Source organism: Mesorhizobium robiniae, assembly GCF_040545535.1.
Taxonomy (GTDB): domain Bacteria; phylum Pseudomonadota; class Alphaproteobacteria; order Rhizobiales; family Rhizobiaceae; genus Mesorhizobium; species Mesorhizobium robiniae.
This window is the reverse complement of record NZ_JBEPMC010000012.1, coordinates 163161-179425: the sequence shown is the minus strand read 5'-3', so window position 1 is coordinate 179425 and position 16265 is coordinate 163161. Positions and strand designations below refer to the sequence as shown.

General features: G+C 60.7%; 18 protein-coding genes. 13 read left to right on the top strand and 5 right to left on the bottom strand.

Features of this window, described 5'->3' with window-relative positions; all coding sequences use genetic code 11:
- Positions 1-126: 126 nt before the first annotated feature.
- The gene (locus ABID19_RS28005; protein ID WP_354494130.1) at positions 127-1866 is read right to left on the bottom strand and encodes an FAD-dependent oxidoreductase; all 1740 of its coding nucleotides are present in this window, start codon (positions 1864-1866) and stop codon (positions 127-129) included.
- Positions 1867-2060: 194 nt separating this feature from the next.
- Here ABID19_RS28005 and ABID19_RS28000 point away from each other — a divergent pair, with 194 nt between their 5' ends.
- Positions 2061-2786 carry a LysR family transcriptional regulator gene (locus tag ABID19_RS28000; RefSeq protein WP_354494129.1) on the top strand — a complete coding sequence of 242 codons (726 nt, stop codon included), beginning with the start codon at positions 2061-2063 and terminating at the stop codon, positions 2784-2786.
- 221 nt (positions 2787-3007) lie between these two features.
- On the opposite strand, the gene ABID19_RS27995 is transcribed toward ABID19_RS28000, so the two are convergent.
- From ABID19_RS27995 to ABID19_RS27985, 3 genes are all read right to left on the bottom strand, one after another.
- Positions 3008-3274, bottom strand: a complete 267-nt coding sequence (locus ABID19_RS27995) for a VanZ family protein (RefSeq protein ID WP_354494128.1) — start codon at positions 3272-3274, stop codon at positions 3008-3010.
- A gap of 424 nt (positions 3275-3698) precedes the next feature.
- Positions 3699-5471 (bottom strand): SLC13 family permease, encoded by a 1773-nt coding sequence (locus ABID19_RS27990; RefSeq protein ID WP_354494127.1) that lies wholly within the window; start codon positions 5469-5471, stop codon positions 3699-3701.
- Positions 5472-5859: 388 nt separating this feature from the next.
- Positions 5860-6750 carry a LysR family transcriptional regulator gene (locus ABID19_RS27985; RefSeq protein ID WP_354494126.1) on the bottom strand — a complete coding sequence of 297 codons (891 nt, stop codon included), beginning with the start codon at positions 6748-6750 and terminating at the stop codon, positions 5860-5862.
- 136 nt (positions 6751-6886) lie between these two features.
- Between ABID19_RS27985 and ABID19_RS27980 the strand changes: the two genes are divergently transcribed.
- From ABID19_RS27980 to ABID19_RS27970, 3 genes are all read left to right on the top strand, one after another.
- Positions 6887-7612, top strand: coding sequence for an SDR family oxidoreductase (locus tag ABID19_RS27980; protein ID WP_354494125.1), 726 nt, complete (start codon positions 6887-6889; stop codon positions 7610-7612).
- A gap of 10 nt (positions 7613-7622) precedes the next feature.
- Positions 7623-8099 carry a carboxymuconolactone decarboxylase family protein gene (locus tag ABID19_RS27975; protein ID WP_435528779.1) on the top strand — a complete coding sequence of 159 codons (477 nt, stop codon included), beginning with the start codon at positions 7623-7625 and terminating at the stop codon, positions 8097-8099.
- Between the two features lie 92 nt (positions 8100-8191).
- Positions 8192-8464 carry an Atu4866 domain-containing protein gene (locus tag ABID19_RS27970; protein ID WP_354494161.1) on the top strand — a complete coding sequence of 91 codons (273 nt, stop codon included), beginning with the start codon at positions 8192-8194 and terminating at the stop codon, positions 8462-8464.
- 88 nt (positions 8465-8552) lie between these two features.
- On the opposite strand, the gene cml is transcribed toward ABID19_RS27970, so the two are convergent.
- Positions 8553-9758 (bottom strand): CmlA/FloR family chloramphenicol efflux MFS transporter, encoded by a 1206-nt coding sequence (gene cml / locus ABID19_RS27965; protein ID WP_354494124.1) that lies wholly within the window; start codon positions 9756-9758, stop codon positions 8553-8555.
- 313 nt (positions 9759-10071) lie between these two features.
- On the opposite strand from cml, the gene ABID19_RS27960 reads away from it, so the two are divergent.
- The 9 genes from ABID19_RS27960 to ABID19_RS27920 all read left to right on the top strand — a co-directional run bounded on the left by ABID19_RS27960 (position 10072) and on the right by ABID19_RS27920 (position 16228).
- Positions 10072-10833 carry an NYN domain-containing protein gene (locus ABID19_RS27960; protein ID WP_354494123.1) on the top strand — a complete coding sequence of 254 codons (762 nt, stop codon included), beginning with the start codon at positions 10072-10074 and terminating at the stop codon, positions 10831-10833.
- Positions 10834-10953: 120 nt separating this feature from the next.
- Positions 10954-11184, top strand: a complete 231-nt coding sequence (locus tag ABID19_RS27955; protein ID WP_354494122.1) for a hypothetical protein — start codon at positions 10954-10956, stop codon at positions 11182-11184.
- Positions 11185-11494: 310 nt separating this feature from the next.
- On the top strand, positions 11495-11947 hold the full coding sequence (locus tag ABID19_RS27950; protein WP_354494121.1) for a DUF3597 domain-containing protein: 453 nt from the start codon (positions 11495-11497) through the stop codon (positions 11945-11947).
- Between the two features lie 155 nt (positions 11948-12102).
- Positions 12103-12363: a DUF982 domain-containing protein gene (locus tag ABID19_RS27945; RefSeq protein WP_354494120.1), complete on the top strand. Its 261-nt coding sequence runs from the start codon at positions 12103-12105 to the stop codon at positions 12361-12363.
- 56 nt (positions 12364-12419) lie between these two features.
- Complete coding sequence (locus tag ABID19_RS27940) at positions 12420-12608, top strand: DUF3606 domain-containing protein (RefSeq protein WP_354494119.1); 189 nt, start codon at positions 12420-12422, stop codon at positions 12606-12608.
- Positions 12609-12628: 20 nt separating this feature from the next.
- Positions 12629-12790 (top strand): hypothetical protein, encoded by a 162-nt coding sequence (locus ABID19_RS27935; protein ID WP_084646720.1) that lies wholly within the window; start codon positions 12629-12631, stop codon positions 12788-12790.
- 140 nt (positions 12791-12930) lie between these two features.
- Positions 12931-13980: a glycosyltransferase family 2 protein gene (locus ABID19_RS27930; RefSeq protein ID WP_354494118.1), complete on the top strand. Its 1050-nt coding sequence runs from the start codon at positions 12931-12933 to the stop codon at positions 13978-13980.
- On the top strand, positions 13961-14659 hold the full coding sequence (locus ABID19_RS27925) for a class I SAM-dependent methyltransferase (protein WP_354494117.1): 699 nt from the start codon (positions 13961-13963) through the stop codon (positions 14657-14659). Before ABID19_RS27930 ends, ABID19_RS27925 begins: the two co-directional genes overlap by 20 nt.
- A 78-nt stretch (positions 14660-14737) precedes the next feature.
- On the top strand, positions 14738-16228 hold the full coding sequence (locus tag ABID19_RS27920; RefSeq protein ID WP_354494116.1) for a hypothetical protein: 1491 nt from the start codon (positions 14738-14740) through the stop codon (positions 16226-16228).
- Positions 16229-16265 lie beyond the last annotated feature (37 nt).

Sequence of the window (16265 nt, the reverse complement as noted above, 5' to 3'; positions counted from 1 at the left end):
ATTGGGCGACGCTGATGGCCGGCCCCATGCCGCCGGTGCTGGAATCACTGGCCTCGGGTCCGAGAAACAGATAGTCCCGCCGGACCGAGAGGCCTGGCGGGACTATTGTTGAGAGCCGTAGTCCTGCTAAGACGAACGGAGGACTGCGTGCTTTCCTGCGATGTAGCCCTGACTGAGAGCTCGACCGTTCCCGTGCTGACTGAACCCGCCGGCAGATTCGCCGGCGGCGTAGAGGCCGGGAATTACCTGACCGGCAAAGTCGATGACCTGGCTCGCGGCGTTGATGCGCAGGCCGGACCGGGTGTCGTGGAGCACCGGCGTCGACCAGGCGGCATAGAAGGGCGCCGTTTGGATCTTGTATCGGGGTGTCGGTTTGCCGAAGTCGGCGTCGGCACCCGCGTCAACAAAGCTGTTGTACCGCGCCACCGTCTCGACCAGGTTGCTTGCCGGCATGGGAACCCGCTGATACGGCATGACGATCTTCGCTGCGAGTTCCTCCAGCGAGTTTGCCTGGAAGAAGAATCCGTCAGGATCGACATTGGGGGGCGCCACATTCCATCTCTGGCGGGCCACGGCATCTGCATCGAAGATGGCCCAGATCGGGCCACCGCCGTTGTGGCCGTCTCCGATTCCAGCCATAGCGGCGTTGATCCAGTTTTGTGGGTTGTATGTGATGTTCTTGGCGTTCAGCCAGCTGTTGGGAGTGTAGGGGTTGACCGAGCCAGCGCTGTTCGTCCCGAATTGACCTGCCGTTTCGTCGAAGAACCGCTTCCCGATCATGTTTACATGGATAATGTTCTGGAAGTTGACGTTGCTTAGTCCCGTAGCTTTCGCAAGGTGGAAGACAACGCTAGTGGGCTGCCACTGCAGGAATGAGTAGTTGTACCGCGTTCCGATGGCGCTTGGTTTGGTGATGTTAGTGCCGAACTCTCCGGTCTGGTTGTACGTGCCCGCGAGGGACGCGCCGACATTCAGCCCTGCGAGTATGCCGCTGGCGTCCTGCTTGGAATAGGGCTCGCCAGCGACGCCGCAGTACTCCGCGGTGAGCCGCGGGTCGTACATTCGGCGGAATTCCACATTGCCGCTCGAGCCGCCGGTCGCGATCACTACACCCTTGCGTGCCTGAATGCTAACGGTGCGGCCTTGATGAGTGGCTTTGACCCCGGTCACGCCCTGTTGCGTCCGGTGCAGCGACACCAAACGGTGACTCAGCAGGATCTTCACGCCACGCGCTTTTGCTGCGGCCTCCAGCGGATATATGAAGCCGGGCCCTTGAGACGTCGTCAGCCGTTGTGACGCGGGTACCTGCAAGCCGGTCCGGACCGAGGGCCAGTCCATGATCGCCGTGTGCATCATGCGCTGCACCGAGTTGCCGGATTCATTGGCGCCGACGTTGTCGGGCGTGCTTCTCGTCCACCTGACGCCATGGCGGACCAGAAAGTCGTAAATGGTGACGTTGATGTCGGCAAAGGCCCGGATGAGCTCGCGATCGTTATAGCGGTAGCTCGGAAAGCCGTTCGCCTGGACGATGGACCAATCGGTAAGATCGCGAAACAGGAGATCTGGCGAGTCCACGATGCCGGCCGCCATCTGCGCAGCGGTTCCGCCTCCCAGGGTAATGTTGCCTGAGCTGACGATGCCACGTCCCCCAATGTGCGGTTGCGCCTCAAGGACAATAACCGACGCGCCTGCCTCTGCGGCGGCGACTGCGGCGGCGAGGCCCGCCGAGCCGCAACCCAAAACGACGACATCGGCTACATGCGTGTCCGCAGCATTGGCAATGCTCGGCTGAAAAATGCTGCTGGCCACCCCTGCGGCGGCGATTCCGGCACCGGCCTTCAACAATGAGCGTCGGCTGACTGTCATTACGTTCTCCTCCTGATATTTTTAGACCAGCGCATTCGGGCCAGCGCATTCGGGATTGTGTGGATCTGGGCCTGAACAGCAAAACTCATTAATCGTGATCGCCGTAGAGACTTGGCCGACCGGAGTATTGCAGCATTCGCTCGCGCGACAACTGAGAAGATGTGATCTCGGTATAACGTTTACTCAACCCAGGCATGACCCCACCGCTCCACTCGATCGTTTCCAGGCTCCACCTGAAACAGCTGCGGCTCCTGGTCGCGCTGGGCGAGCACGGCTCGCTCCTGAAGGCCTCGCAGCAGGTCGCGTTGACGCAACCGGGTGCGAGCAAGGCATTGCAGGAAATCGAGACGACCTTCGGCACGCCGCTGTTCGTTCGCACCAACCGGGGCCTGGAGCCCAATGCCGTCGGCCATTGCGTGATCCGCTATGCGCGCCTGATCCAGACGGATCTCGCGCACCTGCGCGACGAGATCGTCGGAATCATGCGTGGCCAGGGCGGGCGGGTGGCGGCCGGCGTCATCATGGGCGCGGTGCCGCTGCTCACCGATGCCATCTCCGCGCTCGTTGCGCGGCAGGCCGACTTGTCCGTCGAGATCGTCGAGGACACCAGCGCCGCCCTGCTGGCCCAGCTCGACGCCGGCCGGCTCGACCTGGCGATCTGCCGCACGACCATCAGCCAGGCGCCGCAGGTCTACGACAGCGTGAAGCTCCAGGATGAAACGCTCGCGGTGATCGCGAACGTCGGCCATCCGCTGCGGCACGCGACGCCCGCGCCACCGATCGCGACGCTCACCAAAACCAGTCCGCATTCGCAAGAGCAAATACCTCGAGATGGTTCACATGATGCGCAAACGACAGGCGAGATTGCCTACTATCCACATCCCTCAATCGCCGAGCAGTTCGAAATCATTGCCGCCTGAGCCGCTGCCCACATAGCTTCCGTTCCGCCCCCGCTCCCGATTTGCGGCAGAACCGATATCTGTTCGTAGCTGCGATAACCGGACATTCCTGCTTATAGGAATATATTCCGGAGACCATCAAGGGATGGACTTCCTTTCACCCTCGGCGCATGTTTGCCATGGGCATTGGGGGCTTCAAATGAAACGGAAAATCGTGCTTGCCACACTGGCCGCGGCGGCTCTTACGCTGACGGGCCTCCAGCGAGCCACTTTGTCCAGCTTGCGATTGTGATCCCACCGGCCATGCCAGCACAGTCGGCAATCCAATCGAATACATCAGGGCCGCGCCCTATCAGTTGCGCACCCTGAACAACCTCAATCGCTACGCCCGAAAAAGCGAGGAGGACAATCAGCTTTGCCTTGTGTTGCGACCAGCCGAGACTTCCCAAGGCCGCCAAAACGGCGAATGCGGCGGCGTGGGTGAGCTTGCCATGATGCGTGAAGGTCACGCCCAAATCCTGCAGGAGCCACTCCGGAAAAAGAGCGAGCAGGAGAACGCCGGCCAACGCAGCAAGAAAAGCAGTCCTTGCCGCGATTGGATATGAGCCTGCGCGCAACAATATAGGTCAGCCCTTCATCCGAAATCTGGAGGCCACCGTCAGCACGAGGTGGTCCAGAACTAAAGCAGATTTTCAATCTCCGCTCCCCGGCGCATCGGCCGAACAGATGAAGCGTCTGCGTGCCGATGAGCAGCGAAGCGCTTCTGGCCGAATTGCCGAGCAAACCCTCGACAGCCCGGACCGCAGGTCGGCGGAGGATCAGATGATGACATTACGCATGTCGTCTGACCGCCTTCTTCTGCCGGATGTTTCTCGAAGCTGCCTGATCGAAATCCGCCCGATCTCGGTCATTCCTGATTTATGGGTTCACGACCTAGTTCATTGGCCATACGACCATAAGCATCGGCACAGCGACAATGACGACGAGGAACGACAGCGGCAGTCCCAGACGTGGATAATCGCTGAAACGGTAGCCGCCGGGGCCCATGACGAGCGTGTTGCACTGGTGGCCTATCGGGGTGAGAAAATCGCAGCCAGCACCAATGGCGACTGCCATCAGGAACGCCTCCGGCCTGTAGCCGAGATCGCCGGCAAATTCGGCGGCGATAGGCGCCATGACGAGAACGGTGGCGGCATTGTTGAGGAATGGCGTAACGGCCATCGCGGCGACAAGGATGAGCATCAGGGCGCCGGGCGCCGGCAGAATAGTCCCCAGTTTGGCAAGCTCGCCGGCAATCACTCCTGTCGCCCCTGTAGTGCGCAGCGAATCGCTCACAGGAATGAGAACGGCGAGCATGAGTAGGATTGGACCGTCCAGCGATTGGTAGACCTCCCGGATCGGGATGACCTTGAAAAGCACCATCCCGACCGCGGCCGCAAAGAAAGCCACGGAGACCGGGAGCAGCCCGAATGCAGTCGCCGCCATGGCGAGCGCCAAGATCGTTACCGGCGCGATACCCTTGCGGACGCTACCAAGCAGGATAGCCCTTTCTGCGAGCGGCAGGCAGCCGAGTTCACGCAGAATCTCGGGTATCGCCGCAGCATTGCCCTGTAGCACGACGACGTCGCCGAGCCTTAGCTGGATTTCGGCCAGCCTGCGGTCAAGGCGCTCGCCGTGGCGGCTGACAGCCAGGAGGTTGACATTGAAGCGGTCGTAAAGGGCAAGGCGCTGGGCTGTCCAGCCGATCAAAGGGGAGCTTTCACCGATTACGGCTTCGATAGCGATCATCTCGCTGGTCGTGTCGTCACCACCGACCCTGTCGCCCGTAACGCTGAGTTTGCCCTGGGAGACAAGGCGATCCAGCGCCTCTGGGTCGCCCTCGAGCAGCAGAATGTCGTTCGCCTTGAGGACAACGTCGGGCAGCGGCGTCATCCGCATCGTCCGATTGCGCAGGATCGACGTCACGATAGCATCGCCGCCGGAAAGCTTCATGAGGTCTGCGACGGTTTTGCCGAGCACCGTGGAATCGCTGACAATTCGAGCCTCGGTCAGGTAATTCTTGATGTCGATGGCTTCATTCAGCGACCCGCCTAGCTTTTCGCGCACCGGTAACAGCCAGTAGAAAGACATCAGGAAGATGGTTCCGGCGGCGGCCAGGGCGGCTCCAACAGGCGTAAAGTCGAACATTGTGAAGGCGGTGCCGGTCAGTTCCTCCCGCACACGCGACACAACGATATTGGGAGATGTTCCCACCTGCGTCATGAGCCCACCGAGCAGAGACCCGAACGCCATAGGCATCAGGAATATCGAGGGTGAAACGCTTGACCGGCGCGCGAACTGGAAGGCGATCGGGATCATGATAGCGAGCGCACCGATATTCTTTACAAAGGCAGATAGGATCGTGACCACGATCACCAGCAGCGCCAGTTGCGACCGAACTCCCGATACGTTCGGAACAAAGCGCTTGATGGCGACTTCCATGATGCCCGAGCGTGCTATGCCGGCGCTCACCAGCAAGGCGCTGCCGACAATGATCACGATATCGTCGCTGAATCCGCTAAAGGCTTCGTCAAAAGGCACAATACCAACCGCAAGCGCAAGCAAAAGTGCCGCGGCTGCGACCAGATCATATCGATAACGACCCGATACGAACGCTGCCATCATCACGAAGATAATGGCGAACGACAGGATTTGCGGCGTGGTCATTTCTTCGGATGCTCCGCCGCTAATGCGGCTGACCAGAACGGCCAAACCGCCCTTTAGTTGCTTTGGCTGATCACGGCGTTGCTGGCACGCTTGGCCATGACGACGCGCTCGGCACCTCGCCAGAATTAACATTTACTAATTACTGTCTCGGGGGCAACGGGCTTCGTACCTACCGCAGATCGGGCTGCAAACCGATCGGGCCGTGTCCTCCACCAGAAGCGCGCGCTTTGGGGTTGCCGGCGGCCCGGCAGCCTATTGGGGGTGACCGGCCGGCCACCGGGCCTGACCGGCTTGCGCCGGCTTATGAAAAGATGCGCTCATGCTAATATAATTGCAACATCGAGATGCCGATGCACGCACCGATCTGGCCTCCCGCGCCTAAAAAGCACTAACCAAGACGCCGTAGGTGATCGATTAGGGCGCGCAGCTTCGGGGCTACGTTGCGGCGGCTCGGATAATAAAGATAGAAGCCGGCAAAGCGCGGGCAATAATCCTCGAGAACCGGCACCAGCTCGCCCCGATCGATCGACGGCCGAAAGCTCTCTTCCATGCCGAAGGTGATGCCGGCGCCGGCGATGGCGAGCTTTATCATCAACGCCATGTCGTTGGTCGTGATCTCAGGCGCAACGGCGACGCTGAACTCCTTAACGTTCTCGGCGAATTCCCAACGATAGGGCGCGACTTTCGGTGCGCGGCGCCAGCCAATGCAGCGATGGCCCGCAAGCTCCCTCGGATGCGAAGGCGCCCCAAACCGATCGCGATAGGCCGGCGCGCAGACGGCCAGCTGCCGCTCATCGCCGGCGACAGACACCGCGATCATGTCCTGCTCGATCACTTCGCCGAGCCTGACGCCGGCATCGTATCCCTCGGCGACGATATCGAATTCCTCGTCCGTTACGGTGATGTCGATCTGAACCTCCGGATTGGCTTCGGCAAAGGTCGCCAGGAACGGCCCTGAGAGAAAGCGCTCGGCGATGGACGAGACGGCGAGGCGCAACTGCCCGCGTGGACGCCCCCGCAGGTCCCCGGTGGTCTCCACTGCCGCGTGCATGTCGGCAATGGCCGGCGCTATCTCGGCGTAGAGGCGTTCGCCAGCCTCGGTTAGGCTGACGCTTCGCGTCGTGCGCCGGACAAGCGCAATACCGAGCGTCTCTTCCAGCCGCTTCATCGCCTGGCTCACCGCCGAGCGGGTGACGCCCATGCGGTCCGCGGCCGCGCGAAAGCTCCGCTCCTCGGCGATGAGGGCAAACACAGCAAGCGCATTGAGATCCGGTTGCATTGGTTAGCTACACTTTCCACGCTGTGAAGGAATGGTCGCCTTATCGCAACAGTGAAACAGATCCATCTTCGTGGCAACTGCTGCATCGCGGTTCGCAAAGATCAATCAAACAAGATCAACCAGACGGAGACGAAACATGTCCCTCAACAAAGTCGTGCTCATCACCGGGGCTTCGAGCGGCATTGGCGCCGCCATCGGCCGGGAGCTGGGTGCCGCCGGAGCAAAAGTCATGCTCGGTGCGCGCCGTACCGATCGGCTGGACACGCTCGCGGAAGAGATCAGGGCAAAAGGCGGGGAGGCAATGACGCGCCGCCTCGATGTGACCGACCGCGCCGATGTCGCCGCCTTTGCCGAGGCGGCGCGCCAGGCCTGGGGACGCGTCGACGTGATCGTCAACAATGCCGGCGTCATGCCGTTGTCGCTGATGGTCTCGATGAAGATCGACGAGTGGGACCGAATGGTCGACGTCAACATCAAGGGCGTTCTCTACGGCATCGCCGCGGTGCTGCCGGAGATGACGGCCCGAGGCTCCGGCCACGTCGTCAACATTGCCTCGATCGGCGCGCTTTCGGTGTCGCCGACAGCCGCCGTCTATTGCGCAACCAAATATGCGGTCCGGGCGATCTCCGATGGCTTGCGGCAGGAGCACGACAACATCCGCGTCACCTGCATCCATCCCGGCGTGGTCGAGAGCGAGCTTGCCGACACGATCACCGATCCGGTGGCAGTGGAAGCGATGAAGACTTATCGCGCCATCGCGCTGCAGCCCGACGCGATCGGCCGTGCCGTGCGCTTCGCCATCGAACAGCCGGAGGATGTCGACGTGAACGAGATCGTCATCCGCCCGACAGCCAACACCTAAGGAGGCAACAATGGGTTTTCGTTTTCGCAACTCGTACTTCGCGATCGCCGTCGCGTTCCTGCTCGGCGCGGTCCCCCAAGCCGTCAAATCGCAGACGATGGAAGAGCGGCTGCAACGCGGCGATGCCGTCGTCAGGAGCCTGAACAATGGCGCTCCGCAGCCTACGCTGGAACGCATGAGACAGGAGTTTCCGTTCCTGGCTACAGCAACCCAGGGCTATGCGCTCGGCGACGTCTGGTCCCGTCCGGGGCTCGACAACCGCACACGCCAACTCGCCGCCGTCGCGGTTTTCGCAGCCATGGGTGAGGCCGCATTCATGAAGATTCATGCCGGCTATGCGTTGAATATCGGCGTGTCGGAGGGTGAGCTGAAGGAAATCATCTACATGGTGACGGTTCCGGCCGGATTCCCCCGCGCGATAAAAGCATCGCAAGCGCTCTCGGAGCTGTTCGCCGAGCGTCGCGCCGCTTCCGCCAAACAACCCTGAGGCGCTGTCCCATGAAACAGGTTCCAATACTTGCCGCTGCCGTGCTTCTCGCTAGCGCGGCCGTCCTACCGGTACAGAAAGGTCTCACCCAGATGAATATCAAGCAAAACACAGCTACCCAGGTTTCGGAAAGCCATCCCTATGTCGGGATGTGGGTCACGGCCGATGGCCATATCCGCCACAACTTGCTTCCAAACGGTCGCTATGACGAAGCGCGCGGAAACCGCGAGAGCGCATACCAGGGACGATATGAGATCCGAGGAAATCACATCGACTACTGGGATGACACCGGCTTCACAGCCGATGGCGAATTTATTGACGGCGTACTGCACCACGCCGGCATGATCTTGTACCGGAAGAAGTAGTGGCCGGTGATACTCGGCGTTTCGATTGCGAACAGAGACTGACGCATGATTGAGATACCGGGCGGCATAAAATACCGCCCGGCAGATCTCACCGCTTTTGGAAGCGGTGGGCGCGCGACTGGAGCAGCGCCAGCCCGATCGACACCAGCACCGCCATCGTGGCTGCATAGCCGATCAGCGGCCATGCGCTATCCCCATTCAACATCGTCACCGCCAACGTTCCGGCAGCGCCCACGATAAGGCTCTGAATGCAGAAATAGAATGCGACGGCCGATCCGGCGATGTCGTCGAATTCAGCAAGGGCGCCATTGGCCGTGACCGATGCGGTAAGGACGATGCCGGCCGCCATCACCCACATCGGCACGATGAAACTGCCGAAGGACGGTGAGCTGAAAACCTGGCCGAGACCGAGAAGAACCGCGCCGCACAGCAGCAAGATCATGCCGCGCACTACGCTTCCGGCAATCCCCCAGCGGACGACAAGGGCTTTTGCGAAGCGGGTTACTACGATCATGACAACCGCAACGGTCGCAAAGGCGAGACTGAACCGGAACTCCGAATAACCGGCCCGATCGATGAGGACACGCGGCGCCGTCGAGAAAAACACGAAGAAGGTGCCCATGGCCGCACTGAACGCCAATGTATAGGTCCAGAACGACAGGCTGGCGAAGATCGGCAGCACCGACCGGCGGACGCCGGCTTGGCCTTCGGGCCGGGTTTCGTGCCATCTGAACGCGGCGTTCAGTATGGCTGGTGCAGACAGCGCCGCCAGAACGATGAAGATCGCCCGCCACCCGAAATTGTCTGCAATCAGCGCTCCCGCGACGGGGCCGAGCGCCGGCACGAAGGCCAGCATCGAACTGAACAGGCCATAGATGACGACGCCTTCCGGGCGATCGGCATAGACGTCCCGAACCGTGGCGAAAGTTGCCACCAGCGCCGCCGAGGCGCCGAAGGCCTGCAGCAAACGAAAACCGAGAAAGTGCGTGGCAGTCGACGATGAGGCCACACCCAGCGAAGCGGCAGCAAAAAGCACGGCTCCGGCGAGCAGCGCCGGGCGCCGCCCGATACGGTCCGAGATCGGCCCGAACACGACCTGCCCCACGCCAAGCATCACCATGTAGAGGCTCAGCGTCAGCTGGATCACGAGTGGGCTCGTGCTCAGCATTGCGGGCATCGCCGGAACGACAGGAAGATAGATATCCATCGCCAGAGAGGCGAGAACGTCAAAAGGTGCCATCAGCAGCAAGGAAGCCGACAGCGAATGGCCCCATACGGGGCGTGTGATGGTCATGACAATTATCCGCTCGAATAAGAGAAATCCGGCGGCGTCTGCTTGTCAGCGATCGGCTGGAGTAAGTTCGACAGAGCGCCGCAACAACAAAGCGAGTTGTTGCGGCTTACCTGTCCGACGACTTTGCGGCTCCCATGCCGATGCTCCATGCGATAAAATGATTGAGCGAGCCCCTTACCCCGACTACCCCCGGCTTGACAACGACGTTGCAGGGACCTCGACGGAAGCCCTGCCTCGGGAATCCTGATAAAGACGTGTCGGATATTGCCGCTGCACCATATGTCATCTGGTGCGAAGCCAAAAGGGGGTCACCTTGCCAACCGAACCACGCTCTCCACGGCTTGCAGTGCTGATCGACGCAGACAATGCCTCGGCCAAGATCGCCGACGGGTTGTTCGAGGAAATCGCAAAGATCGGCGAGGCAAGCGTTCGTCGCATCTATGGCGATTTCTCCAGCACCCGTTCGAAAGCATGGGCCGATGTGCTGTCGAAGCACGCGATCATCCCGCAGCAGCAATTCGCTTACACCACCGGCAAGAACGCATCCGACATCACGCTCGTCATCGACGCAATGGACCTTCTCCACAGCGGGCGGTTCGAAGGCTTTTGCCTGGTGTCGTCCGACAGCGATTTCACCCGACTTGCCGCTCGTATCAGGGAGCACGGGGTCGACGTTTATGGATTTGGCGAGCACAAGACACCGGAGAGTTTTCGGCAGGCATGCCGCCGGTTCGTATACACCGAGAACCTGCTTCCGACTGCGCCAGCCAACGCTCAGGACGCGGCGCCGACGAAATCTCTGCAACCACCCAGCGCCGCGACGCCGATCATCACCAGGGTCATTTCACAGATGGAAACCGAGGACGGCTGGGTGCCGCTCGGCATTGTAGGCAATCAACTCGCCAATCTCGCATCGGACTTCGATCCGAGAACCTTCGGCTTCCGCAAGCTGAGCGATCTCGTGCGCAAGACCAATGCCTTTGAGATCGATCGTCCCGAGGGTGGAGCGGTGCGCATCAGGATCAAGCCGGCTGCGAGGAGCCGAGAAAAAGCGAAATCGGCCGCGTCGCGTTGACCTCCACGAGGGGCACCTGTGCCGGCCCGATTGGCCTCTGGTCGGACCACTATTTCGCTGGCGCAAACTGCCGTTTGGCGTATCATTTTCGTGGGAGAGGGTTCATGGCGGAGGAGGCCGATGAACATCGTTTCGAGAGTGCCTGTCGTTGACTTGACGGCCGAGGAGCTTGTTTCATCTGCGCTTTCAAAATTCCGCGCCGGCGACACCATATCGACCAGAGCCGCAATAGAAGCCATCCGCCGGGCAGGCCCAGCTTGTGACGACAGCGACGACCAACTGGTCGAGCTTATCGTCATGACCGCAATTGGTAGGACCATGGGGGTCGTGTTCGACCACCGGTCCCGCTGATGCATGTCACCCAAAAGCCCCGGCCTTCGGCTTGATTGCCTGGACTGGTCTGGTTACGCGGCAGGCTTCGAAACAGCGCCCCTCGCCTGTTACACGTGACGGCCCGTCGGGTCGCAATGACGCCCGTACACTTTCGCCGCCAGTCATCCGGCCGATTTCACAACGCAACCAAGCCTTTACCTTCTAGCCAGTTTGAAGTTGCCCTTACGTAATCTTCGTGTTCCGGTACAACCAGGGCGTTCATTGCAGCATGAGCAGCGGTCGCACCGCGCGTCAATTTGGGCGTGGGAAACAACAGCAGGAGACAACAATGGGCATTTTCGACAAGATCAAGGGCGCGATTTTTGGCAGCGCGGTTGCAGCTGAGCTGCCCGCTGCCGCACCTGCGTCGCCGTCTGCTTCGATCACCGCCCCCGAAGTGACCCCGACGGTGATTACCGGATCCGGGCCGGTGGTTGACACGACCGCTGCCGCGGCACCATCCGCGCCGGGCGCAAGTTCCACAGCCCCCGATGTCGCCGCCATTCTCAACAAGGCGGTTGCCGCCAAGGGGCAAAAGCTCAACTGGAAGAGCTCGATCGTCGACCTGATGAAGGCCCTCGATATCGACAGCAGCCTCGCCGCCCGCAAGGAGCTTGCTCGCGATCTGAACTACACCGGCGACATGAGCGACTCTGCAACCATGAATGTGTGGCTGCACGGTGCATTGATGAAAAAGCTTGCCGAAAATGGCGGCAAGATCCCAAGCGATCTGGCTGCCTAGTTCTGCCCAATTCTGCCTGGATCCCTGACCTTCGGAATGGGCCAGACCAAAAAGTGCGAGCGCCACCCGATGTCATCGAGAGGGGCTCGCTCAACGTCTCTGGAACGAATACCCCGCTGCGCCGTTCCTCTCGCTGGAGTTGAGGAGTGGCGTCAATGCGTGATGAACAATTCGACGTTCCCGTGACGATCGAGAGCGCACCGACCGGACGGCCCGTCTCTGTGACGAGGACGGTCCAGGCGGCCACGCTTCTGGTCGACACATGGCCAGACGAAAATCGCGGGCCGAAATATCGCGCAGCCTTGAAAGCCATGATGGATGCGATGGAGCAGCGTCGGGCAGTTGGCAGTGCGCGGCGGGCATTCACGGCCGCGGCTAAGGAAGCCCATCTGTTTGTGCGCGAAGGCCGGCGCTAAGGAACCTCACGAAATTTCCGTCGTTATGCTCCAGGGTCGAGACGAGGAGAACTGCCATGGCCGACGACAAGACCAAGACCGACAACCGCGATCGCTCGCAAGTGGCGGGCGATGAAGACTATGAGGTGAGGCATTTCGCCGAGGAAGCCGGCATCACTCCCGAGCAGGCTCGCACGCTGATCAAGCGCCACGGCACCGACCGCAAGGTGCTGAACGAAATCGCACAGAGCATAAAGGCGTTGTGATGGCTGGCAAGAGGGCCGCAATGGCCGATCGGAAGAAACGCGAACCGGACGACAAGGAAGCCCTGCGCCTCGCCGAAACCACCGATGTTTCGCCCAACCAAGCGAAAGATCTGATGCGCAAGCATGGCAAGGATAGCGCTAAGGTCGAGAAGGAAGCGAAGAACTTCAAGGCCGAAGGCTGAGCCACCGATTTGGCGGAGCGGCCGCTTACGACGTCGTGCGCCGCCACGGTCTGACGGCGCCGGCCGAGCTGAGCTGAGCGGTTTTATCGGTTTTCTAACAAATTCGGCCTATTCCCGTTCTAATAACGGGAGCTGGGCTTTTGGCGCAAACAGAGAAAATCGACACGCGACGAGCCATTGCGCTGTCTGTTGTCGTGCCGTGCTACAACGAAATCGGGGGGATCGCCGAGCTTTACCGGCGCGTCACAGCCGCTTGCCGTGAACAAGCGGGGCATTCCTACGAGATCGTCCTGGTCGTCGATGGAGCGACCGACGGTACGCGAGAGGCCATTTTCGAGCTCGCCAGACAGGACAGCCACGTCGTCGGATTGGATCTTGCCCGCAACTACGGCCACCAGATTGCGCTCAGCGCCGGCCTGGAGTTTTGCCGCGGCCAGCGCATTCTCATTCTCGATGCCGACCTTCAGGACCCGCCGGAATTACTCGAAGCCATGATGGCAAAGATGGATGAGGGTTTCGACGTCGTCTATGGCCAGCGGCTGAAGCGGCAAGGCGAAGGCTGGTTCAAGCGCGCGACGGCGGCCGTGTTCTACCGTCTGCTGCGCAGGATGGTCGATGTCGACATGGCGCTCGATTCCGGGGACTTTCGCCTGATGAGCCGCCGTGCGCTCGATCATCTCAATGCGATGCCCGAGCGCTACCGCTTCATTCGCGGCATGGTGAGTTGGATCGGTTTGAAACAGGTGGCCTTTCCCTATGAACGGCACCAGCGCTTCGCCGGCTCCACGCACTATCCCCTGAAGAAGATGGTGCTTCTGGCAATGGACGCGATGACCAGCTTCTCGATCGTGCCACTGCGGTTTGCCTCGCATCTCGGCATGATCTTCGGTTTGCTCGGACTTGCCGCGCTCGGCTACACGCTGTTCTCATGGTTTGCCGGCAGCGTCTTGCCCGGCTGGACCAGCCTAGCCGCTATCATCCTGATCCTTGGCAGTGTCCAGCTTCTGGTCCTCGGGATTTTCGGCGAGTATCTCGGGCGCATGTATATGGAGACCAAGCGACGGCCTCTCTATCTCGTCAACGAGATCGCTGCCCACGATCCCGCCGCCGCGAAGCTGCACGTCAATCAACTGCAGGAACTGGCTCGGGAAATGACGAAGGGAGCCGCGCGTGCTTCAGGCCGAGTTTGACCAGTTCGCGCAGGAATATCAGCAGCAGCACGCCGCAAGCATCCGGCTGAGCGGCGAAACGCCGGATTTCTTTGCGCAGTACAAGATCGACGACGTCGCGGCACGACTTGCTCGTTCCGGCGTGAAACCGCGGCGGGTACTCGACTTTGGCGCCGGCGTCGGCAATTCGCTGGGACCGATGCGGGCTGCGTTTCCCGACAGCGAAATCACCTTGCTCGACCCGTCCTCACAGTCGCTCGACATCGCCCACAAGCGCTTTCCCGGCCAGGCTCGTTTCAGGCATTTCGACGGCGAAACGATCCCTTTTGCAGACGGCAGTTTCGATCTCGTCTTCGCCGCCTGTGTGTTCCATCACATCCCTGAAAACCTCCATGTCGGTCTGATCAAGGAGATCGAGCGCGTGCTGGCTGACGGCGGCAGCTTCTTTCTGTTCGAGCACAATCCCTGGAATCCTCTGACGACGCACGCCGTCCGAAGCTGTGCCTTCGACGAGAACGCGGTTCTGATCAACGGCCGCGACATGCGAGCGCGAGTGGCCGCAGCAGGCTTCTCCAGGGCCGATATCGTCTACCGGATTTTTTTTCCGCGCCTGTTCGCAAGATTGCGGCCCCTGGAACGCTACTTGAGCGGGATTCCTGTGGGGGCTCAATATTTCGTGCATGCGCTCAAGCCTGCCTGACCGAACGCCTTGCCCCTCGGATGAGCGACACGCCGAAACCTCTGATCAATCTGCCGCAAAGCGGTCTGGAGACATGATATGAACGTGGTTCAGGCGACCATGGTGGCGGCGTCGCCGGTCAATGACGCCCAGCGGTCGCGGTTGATGTTCTGCCTGCTCGTCGTGCCTATCATTGCGTTCGCGCTTTGCGCCCATGCGGTCGAAATCCTGCAGGATCCCGACTGCTGGTGGCAGGTCAAGGTGGGACTCGACCTGCTGGCAAATCGTACGTTCCCGCTTGTCGACAGCTATTCTCATACCTTCGCCGGCCAGCCATGGATCGCCAAGGAATGGCTTGGGCAGATTCTCCTCGCATTCGCCTACACGGCAGGCGGCTGGAACGGCGTGGCGATGCTGATCATCGCCACCATCGCGCTGACGATGTCGCTGCTGTCATGGCATCTCAGCACCTGGCTGAGACCGATCGCAGCGGTCGGACTGGCCTTGTTCGCGGCGGCCATGATCTCTCCCATCTACACCGCACGTCCCCACATCTTCACCTTGCCCATTATCGTGATCTGGGCTGCAACGCTTTTCCGCACGGCGCGCAATGAGCAAGCACCGCCTCTCTGGCTGCTTGGTCTTCTTGTGCTATGGGCCAATCTCCACGCGACCTTTACTCTGGGCTTCGTCATTGCGGCCTTCGCCGGCCTCGATCTTCTTGCGCGAACCCGCCTGTCCAACCCCGTGCTCCTCGCCAAATGGGTGGCTTTCGGTCTGCTTTGCCCGCTGGTCAGCCTGATCAATCCCTATGGCGTCAAGGCCATCCTCGCCACATTCACCGTAGCCTACGGCAATGAAGCGGTTCCCCTGATCGCCGAGTGGCGACCCTTCGACGCCTCGGATCAACCGCTCCAGGAAGTGGGTATCTTGCTGTTCGTTTTCGCGCTGCTTGTGTCGAGACTTCGCATCGGCTGGGCCAAGGCTCTGTTCATCATCTTTGCCCTGCATATCTACCTCACCCATTTGCGCTTCATGTATCTGTTCTTCCTGCTGGTGCCGATCGTGATTGCGGCCGAGATAGCGGAGCAATATCCAGCACTTTCCCTGGCGAAGTGGATTGAGGACAAGCGCGACGGGCTGGAACGGTTTTTCGCCAAATGGTTTTACCAGATCTGCGGCGTGGCAGGCGTTTTGGCGATGGGCGCGGTAGCCACGCTCACCAGCGCCTATCAGGTCGAGCCGAGCCAGAAGACTTCCGCCCGGGACGCGCTTGCATTCGCCGAGAGTCATCATCTGTCAGGCAATGTCCTGAATTCTTACAATTTCGGCGGCACCCTGATCTTCCACGGCTTCAAGACATTCATTGACGGTCGGACGGATCAGCTCTTTCTCAACGGCTTCACGAATACCAACACCGAAATGGGCCGTAGCGGCGGAAAGCCGGTCCTCGAGGCACAGCTCAACAAATATGCGATCGATTGGGCGCTGCTGACCGCGGACGACAGCCGCATTCCCTTCTTCGACGAGTTGGGATGGAAACGGGCATATTCCGACAAATACGCCGTGATCTACGTGCCCGGCGCCTGATTTCGGCGTCGATCGGTAACCACGCTGCGCGCCCATC